The 19,004-nt window shown below is 60.3% G+C and carries 17 protein-coding genes; 14 read left to right on the forward strand and 3 right to left on the reverse strand.

The window, feature by feature from the left end:
• Complete coding sequence (locus tag IAI51_RS23155) at positions 1–555, forward strand: membrane integrity-associated transporter subunit PqiC (protein ID WP_187680583.1); 555 nt, start codon at positions 1–3, stop codon at positions 553–555.
• 6 nt (positions 556–561) lie between these two features.
• Here the strand turns inward: IAI51_RS23155 and xerC are convergent, their stop codons facing one another.
• Positions 562–1,407 carry a tyrosine recombinase XerC gene (xerC, locus tag IAI51_RS23160; RefSeq protein ID WP_262410378.1) on the reverse strand — a complete coding sequence of 282 codons (846 nt, stop codon included), beginning with the start codon at positions 1,405–1,407 and terminating at the stop codon, positions 562–564.
• A 447-nt stretch (positions 1,408–1,854) separates the two neighbouring features.
• On the opposite strand from xerC, the gene arnB reads away from it, so the two are divergent.
• The 13 genes from arnB to IAI51_RS23225 all read left to right on the forward strand — a co-directional run bounded on the left by arnB (position 1,855) and on the right by IAI51_RS23225 (position 16,870).
• The gene (arnB, locus tag IAI51_RS23165) at positions 1,855–3,003 is read left to right on the forward strand and encodes a UDP-4-amino-4-deoxy-L-arabinose aminotransferase (RefSeq protein ID WP_187680584.1); all 1,149 of its coding nucleotides are present in this window, start codon (positions 1,855–1,857) and stop codon (positions 3,001–3,003) included.
• Positions 3,000–4,022, forward strand: a complete 1,023-nt coding sequence (arnC, locus tag IAI51_RS23170) for an undecaprenyl-phosphate 4-deoxy-4-formamido-L-arabinose transferase (protein WP_187680585.1) — start codon at positions 3,000–3,002, stop codon at positions 4,020–4,022. The genes arnB and arnC overlap by 4 nt, the downstream gene beginning before the upstream one ends.
• Positions 4,019–6,010, forward strand: coding sequence for a bifunctional UDP-4-amino-4-deoxy-L-arabinose formyltransferase/UDP-glucuronic acid oxidase ArnA (arnA, locus tag IAI51_RS23175; RefSeq protein WP_187680586.1), 1,992 nt, complete (start codon positions 4,019–4,021; stop codon positions 6,008–6,010). The genes arnC and arnA overlap by 4 nt, the downstream gene beginning before the upstream one ends.
• Positions 6,010–6,894 (forward strand): 4-deoxy-4-formamido-L-arabinose-phosphoundecaprenol deformylase, encoded by an 885-nt coding sequence (arnD, locus tag IAI51_RS23180; RefSeq protein WP_187680587.1) that lies wholly within the window; start codon positions 6,010–6,012, stop codon positions 6,892–6,894. Before arnA ends, arnD begins: the two co-directional genes overlap by 1 nt.
• Entirely contained in the window at positions 6,891–8,543 is a 1,653-nt protein-coding gene (gene arnT / locus IAI51_RS23185) for a lipid IV(A) 4-amino-4-deoxy-L-arabinosyltransferase (RefSeq protein WP_187680588.1), read from the forward strand. The genes arnD and arnT overlap by 4 nt, the downstream gene beginning before the upstream one ends.
• Positions 8,540–8,884 (forward strand): 4-amino-4-deoxy-L-arabinose-phosphoundecaprenol flippase subunit ArnE, encoded by a 345-nt coding sequence (arnE, locus tag IAI51_RS23190; RefSeq protein ID WP_187680589.1) that lies wholly within the window; start codon positions 8,540–8,542, stop codon positions 8,882–8,884. The genes arnT and arnE overlap by 4 nt, the downstream gene beginning before the upstream one ends.
• Positions 8,881–9,285 carry a 4-amino-4-deoxy-L-arabinose-phosphoundecaprenol flippase subunit ArnF gene (gene arnF, locus IAI51_RS23195; RefSeq protein ID WP_187680590.1) on the forward strand — a complete coding sequence of 135 codons (405 nt, stop codon included), beginning with the start codon at positions 8,881–8,883 and terminating at the stop codon, positions 9,283–9,285. Before arnE ends, arnF begins: the two co-directional genes overlap by 4 nt.
• On the forward strand, positions 9,282–10,661 hold the full coding sequence (locus IAI51_RS23200; protein WP_187680591.1) for a UDP-glucose dehydrogenase family protein: 1,380 nt from the start codon (positions 9,282–9,284) through the stop codon (positions 10,659–10,661). The genes arnF and IAI51_RS23200 overlap by 4 nt, the downstream gene beginning before the upstream one ends.
• On the forward strand, positions 10,634–12,256 hold the full coding sequence (locus IAI51_RS23205; protein WP_187680592.1) for an ArnT family glycosyltransferase: 1,623 nt from the start codon (positions 10,634–10,636) through the stop codon (positions 12,254–12,256). The genes IAI51_RS23200 and IAI51_RS23205 overlap by 28 nt, the downstream gene beginning before the upstream one ends.
• Before the next feature lie 84 nt (positions 12,257–12,340).
• Complete coding sequence (locus IAI51_RS23210; protein WP_187680593.1) at positions 12,341–13,519, forward strand: MFS transporter; 1,179 nt, start codon at positions 12,341–12,343, stop codon at positions 13,517–13,519.
• Positions 13,520–13,673: 154 nt separating this feature from the next.
• The gene (locus IAI51_RS23215) at positions 13,674–14,360 is read left to right on the forward strand and encodes an HPP family protein (protein ID WP_187680594.1); all 687 of its coding nucleotides are present in this window, start codon (positions 13,674–13,676) and stop codon (positions 14,358–14,360) included.
• A 248-nt stretch (positions 14,361–14,608) separates the two neighbouring features.
• On the forward strand, positions 14,609–15,715 hold the full coding sequence (locus tag IAI51_RS23220) for an enoyl-CoA hydratase/isomerase family protein (protein WP_187680595.1): 1,107 nt from the start codon (positions 14,609–14,611) through the stop codon (positions 15,713–15,715).
• A gap of 3 nt (positions 15,716–15,718) precedes the next feature.
• Positions 15,719–16,870, forward strand: a complete 1,152-nt coding sequence (locus IAI51_RS23225; RefSeq protein ID WP_187680596.1) for an acyl-CoA dehydrogenase family protein — start codon at positions 15,719–15,721, stop codon at positions 16,868–16,870.
• Between the two features lie 121 nt (positions 16,871–16,991).
• On the opposite strand, the gene IAI51_RS23230 is transcribed toward IAI51_RS23225, so the two are convergent.
• A complete protein-coding gene (locus IAI51_RS23230) occupies positions 16,992–17,765 on the reverse strand; it encodes an enoyl-CoA hydratase (RefSeq protein WP_187680597.1) in 774 nt (257 codons plus the stop codon).
• Positions 17,766–17,780: 15 nt separating this feature from the next.
• Entirely contained in the window at positions 17,781–18,908 is a 1,128-nt protein-coding gene (locus tag IAI51_RS23235) for an acyl-CoA dehydrogenase (RefSeq protein ID WP_187680598.1), read from the reverse strand.
• Positions 18,909–19,004 lie beyond the last annotated feature (96 nt).

The raw sequence follows: 19,004 nt of genomic DNA on the forward strand, positions 1-19,004 counted from the left end.
ATGGCTGTACCGCTGAAGATCACCGTGCTCGCAGCGTTCATGCTGCTCGGCGCCTGCCGCAGCGACCCGATCAGCTTTCATACGCTGACACCGGTGCAACTGGCCAATACCCGTGCTGGCGGACAAATTCCGATTGAAGGCATCAGCGTGCCGCCGCAGGTCGATCGGGCGCAAATCGTCATCCGCCAGGGCAACAGCGGCCTCGCCATTCTGGACACCGATTGGTGGGGCGCGACGCTGGCCGATGAGTTACGCGGGGCGCTGAGCGATCAATTGAGCAATACCGGTGGCCAAGGCAACGTCTCGGTGCGCATCGAGGTGCAACGCTTCGATTCAATCCCCGGCCAATACGGCTTGATCGACGCCAAATGGCGCCTGCGCCCTGTCGGCGCCACTGACAGTGGCCTGCTGACCTGCCGCTCGACCCTGCAGACCCCTTCGGGTCCGAGCATCGATGACCTGGTGAGCGCTCAGCAAAACAACGTCAAACGTCTGGCTGAACAGATCAGTCGGGCGGCAGCAGGCAACGCGCGCACCTGCCCTTCCCCGCCCTGATTCGGCTTACAGGTCGAAGCGATCCACCGCACGCCGCCGCTCGTTGTCGTCGCGCACGTCATAATTCGCCGTCGTCTGGATATTGCTGTGATGCGCCAGCTTCTGCGCGATCGACAGGTCATGCTCCTCGATCACCCGAGTGATGAACGAGCGGCGGAAATCGTGGGGCATGATCTTCACGCCGACCTGCGTGCCACGCTGGCGGGCGATGTAGTAGATCGCGTGTTTGGTGATGCGCTCGCGGGTGATATGACTGCCACGGCGGATGCGGTTGAACAGAAACGCGTCATCGCTCTCGCCTTCCTTGAGCTGTGAGCGGCGCAGCTCCAGCCAGGCATCAAGCTTGGCGAACGCCCAGGCCGGTGCGTACTTGATCAATTGCTTGTTGCCCTTGCCGGTCACGGTAAGGCTGCGCTCCGTGAAGTCGACCTGATTGAGGTCCAGATCCACCGACTCGGATTTGCGCATGCCCGTGCCGTACAACAACGCAATGACCGCAGCGTCGCGCAGGCCCTGCGGACGCGGGTCGGCGGCGCAGACTTCCATCAATTCATGAATCAGCGTGCGTTTTAGATTGCGCCCTTGAGACAACCGCGTGCCGGCGATGCCTTTTACCGAGCGCATCTTCAGCAGGTGATCCTGACTGATCAGGCTCATCCGCCAGGCTTCGTTCATCACGCCGCGCACGGCGTTGACGTACAGCGACGAGGTATTCGGCGCATAACCGTCGGCGCGCAACGCAGCGACCAGTGCCACCACGTCCTCCGGTTGCAGCGCGTGCCAGGGGATTTCCTCGACATTCACTTCTTCGAAACCGAGACGGTCGGCAGCGTCCTGCAAGACGTAGCGCATGGTCAATTGGCTGGAGGGCGCCAGTCGGGCCAGATAAAGCGTCAGCGGATTAGTGTTGGTCGGGGTGGATTGGGAACTCGACAAGTCAATCAAACGAAACGGCCTTGAATAGAAAACAGTTCAACAAAACAACTTAAAAGTGCAAACAAACTTATATAAAGAGCGACTCTTCTCTATGACTTTTTCACTAAAGATGCCGATAAGCGGAAGAAGTCTGAACGACGGCTGTATGACTTACAGATAGACGAATAGCCGACCGTTTTTTCATGTTCCTTTCACAAAAACGGGCATAACCTTAATTACAACAGGTTGCCCCGAAAGGCCTGCAACCCTGCCGTCCGTGGGCACAAAAGTCAATCAGGCATTCCCCGGCCGGTATTCCAAACCATTGAAATCACGTGTTTTTCAGACAACTGGCTGAAGGATGGCTGTCGCCTCGAGGTTCTTATGAGACAAGCGTTTCTGCCCTTTTCCCGGCCGAGTATCGGCGACGAAGAAATAACCGCCGTCGAACAAGTATTACGTTCTGGCTGGATTACTACCGGCGCTAAATGCCAGGCACTCGAAGAACAGTTCGCCCACTATGTCGGCTGCCGCCACGCCGTCGCACTATCTTCTGCCACGGGCGCAATGCATATCGCATTGCTGGCATTGGGCATCGGCCCGGGTGACGAAGTCATAACGCCGTCGCAAACCTGGGTGTCGACCGCCAACATGATCTCGCTGCTCGGCGCCAAACCGGTGTTTGTCGACGTCGACCGTGACACGCTGATGACGGACGTGGCGCATATCGAAGCGGCCATCACCCCACGCACCAAAGCGATCATCCCGGTGCATTACGCCGGGGCCGCGTTCGATCTCGATCCGCTGTATGCCCTCGCCGACAAGCACGGCATCGCGGTAATCGAAGACGCCGCCCATGCCGCTGGCACCCGCTACAAGGGCCGCCACGTGGGTTCGCAAGGCACGGCGATCTTCTCGTTCCATGCAATCAAGAACATGACCTGTGCCGAAGGCGCGATGTTCGTCACTGACGACGAAGCCCTGGCCAGCCGTGTGCGCATGCTCAAGTTTCATGGCCTTGGTGTCGACGCCTATGACCGCCTGACCGGTGGCCGCAAGCCGCAGGCACAAGTCATGGAGCCGGGTTTCAAATACAACCTCGCCGACATCAACGCCGCGATAGCACTGGTGCAACTGGAACGCCTTGACGCGATCAATGCCCGCCGCACCGAGCTGGCCACAGCCTATCTACAAAAGCTCGAAGGCCTGCCGGTGCAGCCATTGGCCTTGCCCGACTACGCCCAACAACACGCCTGGCACCTGTTCATCCTGCGCATCGACAGCGAACGCTGCGGCATGGATCGCGAAACCTTTATGAAAGGTTTGCAGGATCAGGGCATCGGCACCGGTATCCACTTCATCGCCACCCACCTGCACACCTGGTATCGCCAGCGTGATCCCGACCTGTGTCTGCCGAACACCGAGTGGAACTCGGCACGGCTGTGCTCAATTCCGTTGTTCCCCGACATGACCGATCAAGACCTCGACCGCATCGTCGGCGCCATCGCCACCCTTATGGATAAACGCCCGTGAAACCTTACCCGATCCGCTGCGTGTCGATCGTCATCCCGGTCTACAACGAACAGGAAAGTCTGCCGGAGCTGCTGCGCCGTACTGAAGCGGCCTGCCGGTTATTGCGTCACGACTATGAAATCGTTTTGGTGGACGACGGCAGTCGCGACGAGTCCGCCCATCTGCTGGAAGAAGCCGCCACCCGTGAAGACAGCCCGTTCGTGGCGGTGATCCTCAACCGCAACTACGGCCAGCACGCGGCGATCATGGCCGGTTTCGAGCAGTGCAAAGGCGATGTGGTCATCACTCTCGACGCCGACCTGCAGAACCCGCCGGAAGAAATCCCGCGACTGGTCGCCGAAGCTGAAAAGGGTTACGACGTCGTCGGCACCGTGCGCGGCAACCGTCAGGATTCGGCCCTGCGCCGCTACCCGTCGAAGCTGATCAACCTCGCCGTGCAACGCTCCACTGGCGTGGCCATGAGCGACTACGGCTGCATGCTCCGCGCTTACCGCCGCACGATCATCGACGCGATGCTCGCTTGCCGCGAACGCAGCACATTCATCCCGATCCTGGCCAACAGCTTCGCCCGCCACACCACCGAAATCGTCGTCGCCCACGCCGAGCGTGAACACGGTGATTCGAAGTACAGCCCGATGCGCCTGATCAACCTGATGTTTGACTTGATCACCTGCATGACCACCACGCCGCTGCGGTTACTGAGCATCGTCGGTTTTGCCATGGCCGGGCTCGGTCTGCTGTTTGCCCTCGCGCTGATCCTGATGCGGCTGATCTTCGGTTCCGGATGGGCCGGTGACGGCATGTTCGTACTGTTCGCCGTGCTGTTCGTGTTCACCGGTGGCCAGTTCATCGGCATGGGGCTGCTCGGCGAATACCTCGGTCGCATGTACAGCGACGTGCGTGCCCGCCCGCGTTTCTTCATTGAAAAAGTATTGCGCAGCCACGCCGTTACCCCGGCGCCTGCGGTCACCGTTGATGGTCTCTCCTCTTCTTCTACTACCGGTCAGGTTCTCTCATGAGTGCAAAAACTGTTGTCTTCGCTTACCACGACATCGGCTGCGCCGGCATTCAAGCCCTGATCGACAGCGGCTATGACATTGCTGCCGTGTTCACTCACGCGGATGACCCAAAAGAAAACGCTTTCTACGCCTCGGTTGCGCAACTGTGCGCAAAAAAAGGCATTCCCGTGCACGCCCCGGAAGACGTCAACCACCCGTTGTGGATCGAGCGCATCGCCAAACTCGACCCTGACTACCTGTTCTCTTTCTACTACCGCAATCTGCTGAGTGAGCCGTTGCTGGCCACGGCGAGCAAAGGTGCATTCAACCTGCACGGCTCGTTGTTGCCGCGCTACCGTGGCCGCGCCCCAGCGAACTGGGTGCTGGTCAACGGTGAAACCGAAACCGGCGTAACGCTGCACCGCATGGTTAAACGTGCCGATGCCGGCGCCATCGTTGCCCAGCAGCGCGTCGCCATCGAGCGCCGCGACACCGCGCTGAGCCTGCACGGCAAACTTCGCCTCGCCGCTATCGACCTGTTGCGTGATGCACTGCCCGCCATGCTGCAAGGCCGGATCAGCGAAACCCCGCAGGATGAATCCCAAGCCACGGTATTCGGCCGTCGCACCCCGGCGGACGGCAAACTGCTCTGGGCGAAACCGGCCGAGCAACTGTTCAATCTGATTCGCGCCGTCACCCAACCGTATCCGGGTGCGTTCTGCGCCGTCGGCGAACACAAGCTGATCGTCTGGAGTGCCGAAGTCGTCAAAGGCAACGACGGTCAGGCCCCGGGCCGGGTGATCAGCGTCGATCCGCTGCGCATTGCCTGCGGTGAAGATTCGCTGGTGATCCTCTCGGGTCAGCGTAACGACAACGGTCTGTTTCTCAGTGGCCCGCAATTGGCCAACGAACTGGGGCTGGTCGACGGCTCGTTACTGCGTGGTGCCGAATCCGGCCGTGCGCCCCGCCGTACTCGCGTGCTGATCCTTGGCGTCAACGGCTTTATCGGCAATCACCTGTCCGAGCGTCTGCTGCGCGATGACCGCTACGAAGTCTATGGCCTGGACATCGGCTCCGACGCCATCGACCGTCTGCGCAGTCATCCGCACTTCCACTACGTCGAAGGCGACATCAGCATTCACTCCGAGTGGATCGAGTACCACATCAAGAAGTGCGACGTGGTGCTGCCGCTGGTGGCCATCGCCACGCCGATCGAATACACGCGTAATCCGCTGCGGGTGTTCGAACTCGACTTCGAAGAAAACCTGAAGCTGGTGCGCTACTGCGTCAAGTACAACAAGCGCGTGATCTTCCCGTCGACCTCGGAAGTCTATGGCATGTGCCAGGACAAGAACTTCGACGAGGACACGTCCAACCTGATCGTCGGCCCGATCAACAAGCAACGCTGGATCTATTCGGTGTCCAAGCAGTTGCTCGACCGGGTGATCTGGGCCTACGGCGCCAAGGGCCTGAATTTCACCCTGTTCCGCCCCTTCAACTGGATGGGCCCGCGTCTCGATCGTCTGGATTCGGCGCGCATCGGCAGCTCCCGCGCCATCACGCAACTGATCCTCAATCTGGTGGAAGGCACACCGATCCGTCTGTTCGACGGTGGCGAGCAGAAACGCTGCTTCACTGATATCGCCGACGGCGTCGAAGCACTGGCGCGGATCATCGATAACGACAACGACGTCTGCAACGGTCAGATCATCAACATCGGCAACCCGGACAACGAAGCAAGCATCCGGCAGTTGGGCGAAGAGCTGCTGCGCCAGTTCGAGGCGCACCCGCTGCGCGACAACTTCCCGCCATTCGCCGGTTTCCGCGACGTCGAAAGCAAGGCGTTCTACGGTGCCGGTTACCAGGACGTCGAGCACCGCAAACCCAGCATCGCCAACGCCAAGCGCCTGCTGGACTGGACGCCGACTGTGGAAATGCGCGAGACCATCGGCAATACGCTGGATTTCTTCCTGCGTGAAGCCATGCTCGAAATCGCGGACAAGAAGTAATGCAGGCCGGTCTACGCATCGACGTCGACACCTTTCGCGGCACCCGTGAAGGTGTGCCGCGCCTGCTGGAAATGCTCGATGAAGCGCAGGTCAAGGCAACGTTTTTCTTCAGTGTCGGCCCCGACAACATGGGCCGGCATCTGTGGCGCCTGATTCGCCCGCAGTTCCTCTGGAAGATGCTGCGTTCCAATGCAGCCGGCCTGTATGGCTGGGACATTTTGCTGGCCGGCACTGCGTGGCCCGGTAAACCGATTGGCCGCGAACTCGGGCACCTGATGCGTCAGGCCCGGGACGCCGGTCATGAAGTCGGCCTGCATGCCTGGGATCACCATGGCTGGCAGGCCAATGCCGGGCGCTGGAGCGACAAGCAACTGATCGAGCAGATTCGTCAGGGCGTCGACACCTTGAGCGACATTCTCGGAGCAAAAGTCGAGTGTTCGGCCGCCGCCGGTTGGCGGGCGGACGAGCGTGTGATTGAAGCCAAGCAGGCCTTTGGCTTTCGCTACAACAGCGATTGCCGTGGGACACGCCTGTTTCGGCCGTTGCTGGCGGACGGCACGCCGGGCACCCCGCAGATTCCGGTGGATATACCGACCTTCGACGAAGTTGTCGGCCCAATCGTCGCGGCGCGGGACTTCAACCCATTCATTCTCGACCACTTCCTCCCGCGACAGCTCAACGTCTACACCATTCACGCCGAAGTGGAAGGGATTCTGATGGCTGAGGGTTTTCGTCAACTGCTGGCCGAGGCTCACCTGCGCAACATCCAGTTCCAACCGTTGGGCGACTTGCTACCCGAGTTCTTCAACACCTTGCCCGTGGGTCGCGTGCAACGCGGCGCCCTCGACGGCCGCGAAGGCTGGCTGGGAGTGCAAGACGCATGACCAAACGCTGGACATTGCCGCTGCTGTTGCTGGGCATCTGCTTGCTGGCTTACTTGCTGCCGCTGGGCACGCATGGCTTGTGGATTCCCGACGAAACCCGCTACGCGCAGATCAGCCAGGACATGCTGCTAAGCGGCAACTGGGTGTCGCCGCATTTCATGAGCCTGCGCTACTTCGAGAAGCCGATTGCCGGTTACTGGATGATCGCCCTCGGCCAGGAGTTGTTCGGGCAGAACCTGTTCGGCGTACGTTTTGCTTCGGCGTTGAGCAGCGGTTTGAGTGTGTTGCTGTGCTTCCTGATCGCCCGGCGCTTGTGGAACGAGCCGCGCAAAAGCTTCGTCTGCGCCCTGCTCTACATGAGTTTCACGATTGTTGCCGGTCAGGCCGGTTACGCCAATCTCGATCCGCAATTCACTTTTTGGGTCAACCTGAGCCTCGTGGCGCTGTGGTTTGCTGTCGACAGCCGCTCCAGCGGCAAGCGCATGGCCGCTTGGGCGGTGCTGGGGCTGGCCTGCGGCATGGGGTTCATGACCAAAGGGTTTCTCGCCTGGCTGCTGCCGGTGCTGATCGCGTTGCCGTGGATGCTCTGGCAGAAACGCTGGCGTGAACTGCTGCTGTACGGCCCGGTGGCGATTGCCATCGCGATCATCGTCAGCCTGCCGTGGGTGTTGGCCGTGCATGCCCAGGAACCGGATTACTGGCGGTTCTTCTTCTGGCACGAACACATCCGCCGGTTTGCCGGTGACGATGCCCAGCACGATGCGCCGTGGTGGTTTTATCTGCCGCTGCTGGTGGCGTTCAGTTTGCCGTGGGTCGGCCTGTTACCGGCAGCGTTCAAGCAAGCCTGGCAGACCCGCACTCAGCCGCCAGTAGTTTTCCTGCTGCTTTGGCTGCTGATGCCGCTGCTGTTTTTCAGCCTGAGCAACGGCAAGCTGCCGACTTACATCCTGCCGTGCCTGTTGCCGATGGCGTTGTTGCTGGGTAACGCGTTGGCCGATCGCTTGCGGCTGGAGCAAGGTCGGGCGCTGAGCATCAATGGCCTGCTGAACTTGTTGCTTGGCTTGGTGATGCTGATTGCCGTGGTGTATCTGCAACTGAAAAAGCCGCTGTACGACCACGAACTGCACAGCCTCGTGCTGCTGTTCATCGGCCTGATCGGCTGGATCATCGCCAACCTGATGCAAGCCTTCCTGCCGTTGCAATGCGGGGCGGCGCCAGCGCTGGGCAGCCTTCTACTGGTCGGCGTACTCCCGGCAGCACTACCCAAATCGGTGGTCGCCAACAAGATGCCTGACCAGTTCATTCGCCATCACGTCACGGAACTCGCGCAGACCACGCACTTGCTGAGTAACGATCTGGGCGCGGCCTCGGCCCTGTCCTGGCGCCTGAAACGCCCACAGGTCACGCTATACAACACGATAGGCGAATTGAAATATGGCCTTGCCTATCCTGACGGCATTCAACAGCGGGTCGATCCCGATCAAGTGCAACAGTGGATGCGCGAAGCCCGCCGCAGCGGTTCGGTCGGCGTGGTGATGCGCGTCAAGGGGCAGGACGAACTGGACGAAATCGACAGACTGCCAAAGGACGGCATCCGATACGAACAGGGCAATCTGGTGATCATGATTCTCCCTAGGGAGGCGTCATGAGCCTGTTGCTGCTGTTGGCCGCGTGCGTGCTGACCTGCCTGGGCCAGATAGCGCAGAAATACGCCGTGGAGAGTTGGCGCGGCGTCGAGTCGTCCTGGCCCGAAAAATTGCGTACGCCGTGGCTATGGCTGGCGCTGCTCGCCCTCGGTTCGGGCCTGTTGGTCTGGCTGCTGGTGTTGCAGCGTCTGGAAGTCGGCATCGCCTATCCGATGCTCAGCCTCAACTTTGTGCTGATCACCTTGATCGCCCGCGTCGTCTTCCGTGAACCCATCGACCGCCAGCACTGGCTGGGCGTGGCGCTGGTAATCGGCGGCGTGGCTTTGCTGGGGCAACAATCATGACCCAGCGTCGTGGAATCACTTTCGCCCTCGGCAGCGTGATGTTGGTCAGCGCTGCGCAACTGGGCATGCGCTGGAGCATGACGCGTCTGCCGGCGCCCGAACAATGGTTGACGCTGAACAGCCTCGACTGGCGCGCACTGGCCGTCGTCATCACCGCGATTTTCGCCTATGCCCTGTCGATGCTCTGCTGGCTCGGCGCCCTGCGCGATCTGCCGCTGGGCCGTGCCTATTCGCTGCTGAGCATCAGCTATGCGCTGGTGTACCTGTTGGCGGCGAGCCTGCCGCTGTTCAACGAATCCTTCAGTTTCACTAAATCACTGGGCGTGGCGCTGGTCATGTTCGGGGTCATCACCATTAACACGCGTCCGGCTCGTGCGCCCGAACTCAGGAGTGCTCCATGAAAATCACAGTATTTGGCAGCGGTTATGTGGGCTTGGTACAGGCGGCTGTGTTGGCCGAGGTCGGGCATGACGTGGTGTGCATGGACGTCGACCAGAAGAAGGTCGATCTGCTCAAGCAAGGCCACGTCAGCATCTTCGAACCGGGGCTGGCCAGTCTGGTGCGCGAGGGGCTGGATTCGAAACGCCTGCAATTCACCACTGATGAACAACTCGCCGTGCAGCACGGTCGAGTAGCGTTCATTGCGGTCGGCACGCCGTCCCGTGAAGACGGCTCGGCCGATCTGCGTTACGTGCTCTCGGTCGGTGACGCCATCGCCCGCCACCGTGAGCAGCCGTTGATTCTGGTGGAGAAATCCACCGTGCCAGTGGGCACCGGCGACACCTTGCGCACGCACATCGAAAAGGCTTTGATCAAGGTCGGCCGGCTGCTGCAATTCGATATCGTCTCCAACCCGGAGTTTCTCAAGGAAGGCTCGGCCGTCGCCGACTGCCGCCGTCCGGATCGCATCGTCATCGGCTGCGAGGGTGATGAGGTACGCGACGTGATGCGCGACCTGTATTCGCCGTTCAACCGCAACCATGACCGCATCATGTTCATGGACCTGCGCAGTGCCGAGCTGACCAAATACGCCGCCAACTGCATGCTGGCGACCAAGATCAGCTTCATCAACCAGATCGCCGAGCTGGCCGAACACCTGGGCGCCGACATTGAGTCGGTGCGTCAAGGCATCGGTGCCGACTCGCGCATCGGCTACCACTTTATCTACCCGGGCTGCGGTTATGGCGGCTCGTGCTTCCCCAAAGACATGCGCGCCTTGATCCACAGTGCCGAAGAAGCGCATTGCTCCAGCGACTTGCTGCAAGCGGTCGAAGCGATCAACCAACGGCAGAAACACAAGCTCTTCGAACGCATCAACGCGTTCTACCAAGGCGAACTGCGCGGCAAGACCTTTGCCTTGTGGGGCCTGGCGTTCAAGCCCAACACCGACGACATGCGCGACGCGCCGAGCCGGGTGCTGCTGGAGGAATTGTGGGCCGCCGGTGCCAGCGTGCGCGCGTTCGACCCCGAAGCCATGCAGGAAACCCAGAACCTCTACCCGGACGAGTCGAAACTGATGCTGATGGGCACCCCGGAATCGGTACTGCCCGGCGCCGACGCGCTGATCATCTGCACCGAATGGCAGCAGTTCAAGGCCCCGGATTTCGACCTGATCAAGCAACGCCTCAACACCCCGGTGATCTTCGACGGTCGCAACCTGTATGACGCCGAGCGTTTGGCGCGCAACGGCTTCCAGTACTTTCCGATGGGCCGAGGCGAGTCGCGCAAATTGCCGATACCGTTGCAACAATGGCCTCACAGGTCAGACGTCGCTTGATCACGTTGTCGCCTGCCATCCGCCGGCAGTCCCTGATCGCGGGGCTGCTGGCGTTCTTGTTGTTCGTCGCCGAGGTCTACTGGCAGGCCCCGATCGGGTTCGATTCACGCTTTGTACTTTTCGCTCAGGAGATGTTGCGCCACGGGCCGACGGTGTTTCCGACCACGTATGGTCAACCCTATGCCGACTATTCGGCCGTATCGACACTGTTTGTCTGGCTGCTGTCGTTGCCATTCGGCGCGGTCAACGCTTTCACCGCGTGGGCACCGAGCGCCATTGCCGGTGCGTTGATCGTGACGTTGATGTATCGGCTGCTGACCCCTTATTCCCGGCGCTGGGCATTGATCAGCATCGCGTTGCTGATGCTCACCGGCGCCTTCGTCACCGAAGTGCGCGCGGTGTCACAGGACTTGATGCTCGCTGCCGTGGCGTTTGCAGTGTTCTATCTGGGTTATGCCCATGATCACTTTGGCGGTGGAGGGCGCTGGCCGCTGATCTTCGTTCTGTTGCTGCTCGGTTTCGGCATTCGTGGGCCGATCGGGCTGGTGGTACCGACCGGCATGTTGTGCAGCTATTACCTGCTCAATCGGCAGTGGTCGCGGTTGCTTGTGTTTGGTGTGTTGGCTTCGATGTTGCTGGTGGTGTGTGTGGGCCTGCTGTTGTGGTTAGCCAAACTCAGTGGTGGGCCAGTCTTTATGCAAGACGTGATTCGCATGCAGTTCATGGGACGCATGGACGGCAGCGAGGGTGTCAGTGGCTCGTTGTATTACTTCACCAGTTCACTGGGTAACTATGCGCTGGCGTATCCCATGGCATTGCTGGCACTCGCGGCCGCATGGTTGAGCAAGCCACACCAGCGCGGGCCGGCCTTGCGGCTGGTGCAATATTGCGCGGCGGCGGCACTGATCGTGATGGTCGGCCTGTCGATTCCGCAGGCGAAGAAGGCTCGGTACCTGCTGCCGATGCTGCCCATGGCGGCGATCATCGCGGCGTATCCGTTTCAGGTGATACACGGACAAGTGTTCAGGTGGTTGCGCGGTTTGCTGCTGGGTGTGTGGCTGCTGACCCCGGGATTATTGATAGCCGGTCTGTTATTCGCCCAGCGACGGTTTCCCGAGCAACTGACCGAAGTCGGCGTGGTGCTGATTGCGTTAGGGGTGCTGCAGTTGGCGGCGCTGTCGCGGATATTGATCCCGCGATGGCGCGCTGAAGTGCTGGCGCTGTGTTCGGTGTTGGCGTTGTGGACGGTATATGTCGCGGTATTTGAACCCGTTGAGCAGCGTCTGTATGACACTCGCACCTTCAGCCGTGCTGCGTTTGCCCAGGTGCAGCAAAACCCCGCCCCGCTGGTGCTGCACGGCATGGGCAAGGACGCGAAGGCGATCAAGTTCATGGTCAACCTCGAACAGGATCTGCAACCGCAGTTCAGCGAAACCGCGCAGCAGCTGGAAGCACTCAAGGGGCCGGCGTGGCTGATGATGGACCGCAGTGATTTCCTGGCCCTCAAAGGTACTCCGCTGGAAAACCTGCAACCGGTACTCAGCGGCCCTTTCGACAAAAACGACTACATCCTGCTGTATCTGAAACCCTTGTAGGCGCTGTCAGGTTGACCGTTGAGCGAGACCCGGTGAGGATGTCGAGCCTGCCCTCGAATCCGAAATAAGGACATTGACCTCTTCGTGGCCACCTATTCGCCCCTCATTCGCCGGTTGATGATCAGCTCGCTCACCGTCGTCATCAGCCGCGCCCTGATCAGCCCGTTATTGACCTTGTTCCTCAGCAACAAACTCGGCCTCAACCCGCAAGACGTCGGCCTGTTGTTGGGTATCGCAGTGTTCAGTGCCACGCTGCTGTCGCTGTATGGCGGCTACATCATCGATAAGCTGGACAAGCGCCAGTTGCTGATCCTGACCATGCTCTCGAGCGGCATCGGCCTGATCCTGCTGACCTTCGCGCAGAATCTGTATCTGGTCACGTTGGTGCTGATCATCAGCGAGACGGCGTCGGCGCTGTTCCTGATCTGCTCCAAGGCGATCCTCAGTGAAAACCTGCCGGTTGGCCAACGGGTCAAGGCGTTCTCCCTGAACTACACATTGACCAATATCGGTTACGCCGTCGGCCCGATGATCGGCGTGGTAATTGCCGGTATCCAGCCGTCGGCGCCGTTTATCGTGGCGGGTGCGATTGCCATTGGCAGCATTTTTCTGCTGCTCGGTGCCGCCAGAGACGTCAAGCCGATAGCGCCGGTCGGTCAGCCGCAAAGCTTTCTGAAGACCCTGATCATCCTGAAAAACGACCGCACGATGATCCTGTTCACCCTCGGCTGTCTGCTCAGCACCTTGGTGCACGGGCGCTTCACGTTGTACCTGTCGCAATACCTGCTGGTGACCCACACCCAGCAACAGACCCTCGATACCATGGCCGTCGTGCTCGCTTGTAATGCAATCACGGTGATTTTGCTGCAATACCAGGTCGGCCGCCTGCTCAGCCGCGAGCACTTGCGTCACTGGATTGCCGGCGGCACTGCGTTGTTCATTGTCGGGCTGATCGGGTTCAGTCTGGCCGACAGCCTTATTGGCTGGTGCGTGGCAATGTTCATCTTCACTCTGGGCGAAATGATCATCTACCCGGCCGATTTCCTCTTCGTCGACACCCTGGCCCCGGAAGAACTGCGCGGCAGCTACTACGGTGCGCAGAATCTGGCGGCGCTTGGAGGTGCGGCGAGCCCGGTGATGTGCGGGTTCCTGCTGATGCACACACCGGCGCCGAGCATGTTCTACGCTCTGAGCGCCCTGGCCGCCGTGGGCGGTTACTTGTGTGTTGTCAGTGGTCGGCGAGTCGCTTCAATTCAGAAATAATGCACTAAAGCTGCATTAATATGAATTTGTCAGCATCGAGATAGATCGGCACACTGTGCGCGTTCCTCCCCCAATGTTGGAACACTTCGAGGGCTTTCCGGATTGTCGGACAGTCCTTTTTTTTGCCCCGAATTTGCTGCAAGGACCGATTCACATGCTCGCTCGCTGGTTGCCCGCCGCCATCAACACCCGCCCCACCGAATGGAGCCGCGCCGCTATCGGCATGGCGTTGGGGACGTTGTTCAGTGTGTGGCTGTGCGCTCAGGTATTTGGCCATGACGTCGCCTATCACCTGATCGGGCCTTTGGGTGCCTCGGCAGTGTTACTGTTTGCCGTGTCCTCCGGCGCCCTCGCCCAGCCGTGGTCGATTCTGGGCGGGTATTTGTGTGCCGGTGTCGTGGCGTTATTAGTCGCCCATGTGCTCGGGCGCACCCTCGGCAGCGCCTGCCTGGCAGCGGGCATGGCGTTGATTCTGATGTGCTGGTTGCGCTGCCTGCACCCACCGGCTGGTGCTTTGGCACTCACTCTCGTGCTGGCCGATCCGGCGACCATCGCCATGGACTGGAAAGCCATGGAACCGGTGATGCTCGGCGCGGCGTGCATGCTGCTTAGTGCCCTCGCCTACAACAACCTGACACGCATTCGTTATCCGAAACGTCCGGCTGAACCCGCGCCCGTGGTTGTCCCGGTCGACAGCCAGGCGATCACTGCTGAAGACCTGAAACTCGCATTGGCCGACATGGGGGCCTTCATCGACATCACGCCTGAAGACCTCGAACAACTGATCCACGCCAGCGAACTGCACGCCAAGCGGCGTAGCATCGGAGAAGTCTTCTCCTGACACCACCCTCCCCCTGTAGAAGCTGTCGAGTGAAACGAGGCTGCGATCTTTTGATCCTGATTTAGAAGATCAAAAGATCGCAGCCTGCTGCAGCTCCTACACTGTTGTGGCATTCCATGACTTAGGGCAAAAACGCAGACTGCCCCTGCACATATCCCCGTTGTACACGGCAAATTTGCACTGTTACGATCCGTTAACGCTCGCGCGCGAGCTTCTCGAATAAAGACAATAAAAGCAGGGAGTTAGTGATGACTGCTCAGGCTTCATCCCCGAGGACGTTGTCCATGGATGCCACGCAAAACGAAGTGCTGGCCGAGGTTCGCAACCACATTGGTCACCTGACCCTCAACCGCCCCGCCGGCCTCAACGCCATCACCCTCGAAATGGTTCGATTGCTGCAACAGCAACTCGACGCCTGGGCCACGGACGCTAATGTCCACGCAGTGGTGCTGCGCGGTGCCGGTGAAAAAGCCTTCTGCGCCGGCGGCGACATTCGTTCCCTGTACGACAGCTATAAAAGCGGCGACACGCTGCACGAAGAATTCTTCGTCGAGGAATACGCCCTCGACCTGACGATCCACCACTACCGCAAACCGGTGCTGGCACTGATGGATGGGTTCGTCCTCGGCGGCGGCATGGGCCTGGTGCAAGGCGCCGATCTGCGGGTGGTCACCGAGAAGAGCCGTCTGGCGATGCCGGAAGTGGCCATCGGTTATTTCCCGGACGTCGGTGGCAGCTACTTCCTGCCGCGCATTCCCGGTGAGCTGGGGATTTATCTGGGCGTCAGTGGCGTGCAGATTCGAGCGGCCGATGCGCTGTATTGCGGCCTCGCCGATTGGTACATCGACAGCAACAAACTCGTCACGCTCGATGAACAACTCGATGGCCTGGAATGGCACGACACGCCGCTCAAGGATTTACAGAGTCTGCTGGCCAAAAACGCCGTGCAAACCCTGCCCGGTGCGCCGCTCCAGGCCTTGCGCCCGGCCATCGACCACTTCTTCGCCCTGCCGGATGTGCCGAGCATGGTTGAACAATTGCGCGTGGTAACCGTCGCCGACAGCCATGAATGGGCGACCACTACGGCGGATCTGCTGGAAACCCGCTCACCGCTGGCCATGGCCGTCACCCTGGAAATGCTCCGTCGTGGCCGGCATCTGAGCCTGGAACATTGCTTCGCTCTGGAGCTGCACCTGGATCGCCAGTGGTTCGCCCGTGGCGATCTGATCGAAGGTGTCCGCGCCCTGCTGATCGACAAAGACAAGTCACCACGCTGGAACCCGCCGACTCTCGCCGCACTGGACGCTGCGCATATCGCGAGTTTCTTCCACGGTTTTGATGAGAGCGGGAGCTGAGCCATGCACGATCTCGAACTGACTGAAGAACAAGTAATGATCCGCGACATGGCCCGGGACTTTGCCCGTGGCGAAATCGCGCCCCACGCGCAAGCCTGGGAAAAGGCTGGCTGGATCGATGACGCCCTCGTGGCGAAGATGGGCGAACTGGGTCTGCTGGGCATGGTCGTCCCCGAAGAATGGGGCGGCACCTATGTCGACTACGTGGCTTACGCACTGGCAGTAGAAGAGATTTCCGCCGGTGACGGCGCGACCGGCGCGTTCATGAGCATTCACAACTCGGTCGGCTGTGGCCCAGTGCTCAACTATGGCAGCGAAGCACAGAAACAAACCTGGCTGGCCGATCTGGCCAGCGGGCAAACCATCGGCTGCTTTTGCCTGACCGAACCGCAGGCCGGCTCCGAAGCGCACAATCTGCGCACCCGCGCCGAACTGCGCGACGGTCAGTGGGTAATCAACGGCGCCAAGCAATTTGTCAGCAACGGCAAACGGGCGAAACTGGCAATCGTGTTTGCCGTGACCGATCCGGATCTGGGCAAGAAAGGTATTTCGGCGTTTCTGGTGCCGACCGACACCCCAGGTTTCATCGTTGATCGCACCGAACACAAAATGGGAATCCGCGCCTCCGACACCTGCGCGGTGACGCTGAACAACTGCAGCATTCCCGAGGCCAACCTGCTCGGCGAACGTGGCAAAGGCCTGGCGATTGCTCTGTCCAACCTTGAGGGCGGACGCATCGGGATTGCCGCGCAAGCCTTGGGCATCGCCCGTGCTGCGTTTGAAGCGGCGCTGGCTTATTCGCGAGACCGGGTGCAGTTCGGCAAACCGATCAACGAGCACCAGAGCATCGCCAACCTGCTGGCCGACATGCACATGCAATTGAATGCGGCACGGCTGATGATCCTGCACGCGGCGCGGCTGCGCACGGCGGGCAAACCGTGTCTGTCGGAGGCGTCACAGGCCAAGCTGTTTGCCTCGGAAATGGCCGAGAAGGTCTGTTCGTCAGCAATTCAGATTCATGGCGGGTATGGGTATCTGGAGGACTATCCGGTCGAGAAGTACTACCGCGATGCGCGGATTACCCAGATCTATGAAGGGTCGAGCGAGATTCAGCGGATGGTAATTGCACGGGAGTTGAAGAACTACCAGATCTAACAGCAAAAGCATCGCTGGCAAGCCAGCTCCCACAAGGTTTTCGGTCGATCACAAATGTTGTGTACACCGAAGATAATGTGGGAGCTGGCTTGCCAGCGATGACGTCAGTAAGACTGCTGCATTACTTGCCCTTAAACTCCGGCGGCCGCTTGGCCACAAACGCCGCCATGCCTTCCTTCTGATCCTGCGTGGCAAACGCCGCATGGAACACCCGGCGCTCGAAGCGTACGCCTTCAGTCAGATTGACCTCAAACGCGCGGTTGACGCTCTCCTTGACCATCATTGCAATCGGCAGTGATTTGCTGGCGATCACTGCGGCAACCTTGAGCGCTTCATCCAGCAGTTCATCACTCGGCACGATCCGCGCAACGATGCCGCAGCGCTCGGCTTCCACCGCATCGATCAAACGCCCGCTCAGGCACATTTCCATGGCCTTGGCCTTGCCCACGGCTCGGGTCAGGCGCTGGGTGCCGCCCATGCCCGGCAAGACGCCGAGATTGATCTCCGGCTGGCCGAACTTGGCGTTGTCGCCCGCCAGAATGAAGTCGCACATCAACGCCAGTTCACAGCCGCCACCGAGAGCGAAACCGTTGACTGCAGCGATCATCGGTTTGCGGCGATTGGCCACGCGATCGCTGTCGCTGAACAGGTCGTCCATGTAGATCTGCGGATACGTCAGCTCGGCCATTTCCTTGATGTCGGCACCGGCAGCGAAAGCCTTTTTTGAGCCGGTGATGACGATACAGCCGATGTTTGAATCCGCCTCCAGGCTATCGAGCGCGGTGTTCACTTCGCGGACCAGTTGCGCGTTCAGGGCGTTCAGCGCCTGCGGGCGGTTCAGGGTGATCAGGCCAACGCGGCCATGGGTTTCCAGCAGAATCGTTTCGTAAGTCATGGGCAAGATTCCTTGTCAGAGATTGCGCGAAATAACCATGCGCTGGATGTCGCTGGTGCCTTCGTAGATCTGGCAGACACGCACGTCGCGGTAGATGCGCTCCAGCGGGAAGTCGTTGAGGTAACCGTAACCGCCGAGGGTTTGCAACGCCATAGAGCAGACCTTCTCAGCCATCTCCGAGGCGAACAGCTTGGCCATCGAGGCTTCGACCAGCGCTGGCTGGCCGCTGTCACGCAGGGCGGCAGCGTAATGCACCATTTGCCGGGCGACAGCGATTTGCGTGGCCATGTCGGCCAAGCGAAACGCCACGGCCTGGTGTTCGATGATCGGCTTGCCAAAGGTGTCGCGCTCGCGGGCGTAGTCACGGGCCGCTTCGAACGCGGCGCGGGCCATGCCCACCGCTTGCGAAGCGATGCCGACGCGGCCGCCTTCAAGGTTGGCCAGGGCAATCTTGTAACCTTCGCCCTCCTCGCCCAATCGGTTGGCCACCGGCACTTTGACGTCTTCGAAGAGAATCTGGCAGGTGTCCGAAGCGTGCTGGCCGAGTTTGTCTTCGACGCGGGCGACTTTGTAGCCTGGTGAATCGGTCGGCACGATAAGCGCCGTGATCCCGCGTTTGCCGGCACTCGGGTCGGTCACGGCAAACACGATCACGATCCCGGCGTTTTGCCCGGAGGTGATGAACTGTTTGCAGCCATTGAGCACGTAGTGATCGCCTTCAAGGCGCGCGCGGGTTTTCAGGCTGCTGGCATCGGAACCAGCCTGAGGTTCGGTCAGGGCAAATGCACCGAGCATCGCGCCGCTGGCCAGCGGTTTGAGGAAACGTTCGCGCTGATCGTCGTTGCCGAACTTGAGGATCGGCACGCAACCCACCGAGTTGTGCACGCTCATGATCGTCGAGCAGGCGCCGTCACCGGCGGCGATTTCTTCCAGGGCCATGGCGTAGGCGAGATAACCGGTGTCGCAACCGCCCCACTGTTCCGGCACGAGCATGCCGAAAAAACCCAGTCCGGCCATTTCGCCGATGGCTTCTTTGGGGAAACGGTGTTCGCGATCCCACTCGGCGGCGAACGGCTTGAGCCGTTCCTCGGCAAACTGCCGGGCCATGTCGCGGATCTGGTTTTGGTCTTCGTTGGGAATCATGGTGAATCCTTGATTGTTTCCCTATGTAGGAGCTGCCGCAGGCTGCGATCTTTTGACCTTTTTTTTAACAATCAACAAGATCGCAGCCTGCGGCAG

The organism is Pseudomonas sp. N40(2020), from assembly GCF_014472415.1.
In the GTDB taxonomy this organism is placed as follows: domain Bacteria; phylum Pseudomonadota; class Gammaproteobacteria; order Pseudomonadales; family Pseudomonadaceae; genus Aquipseudomonas.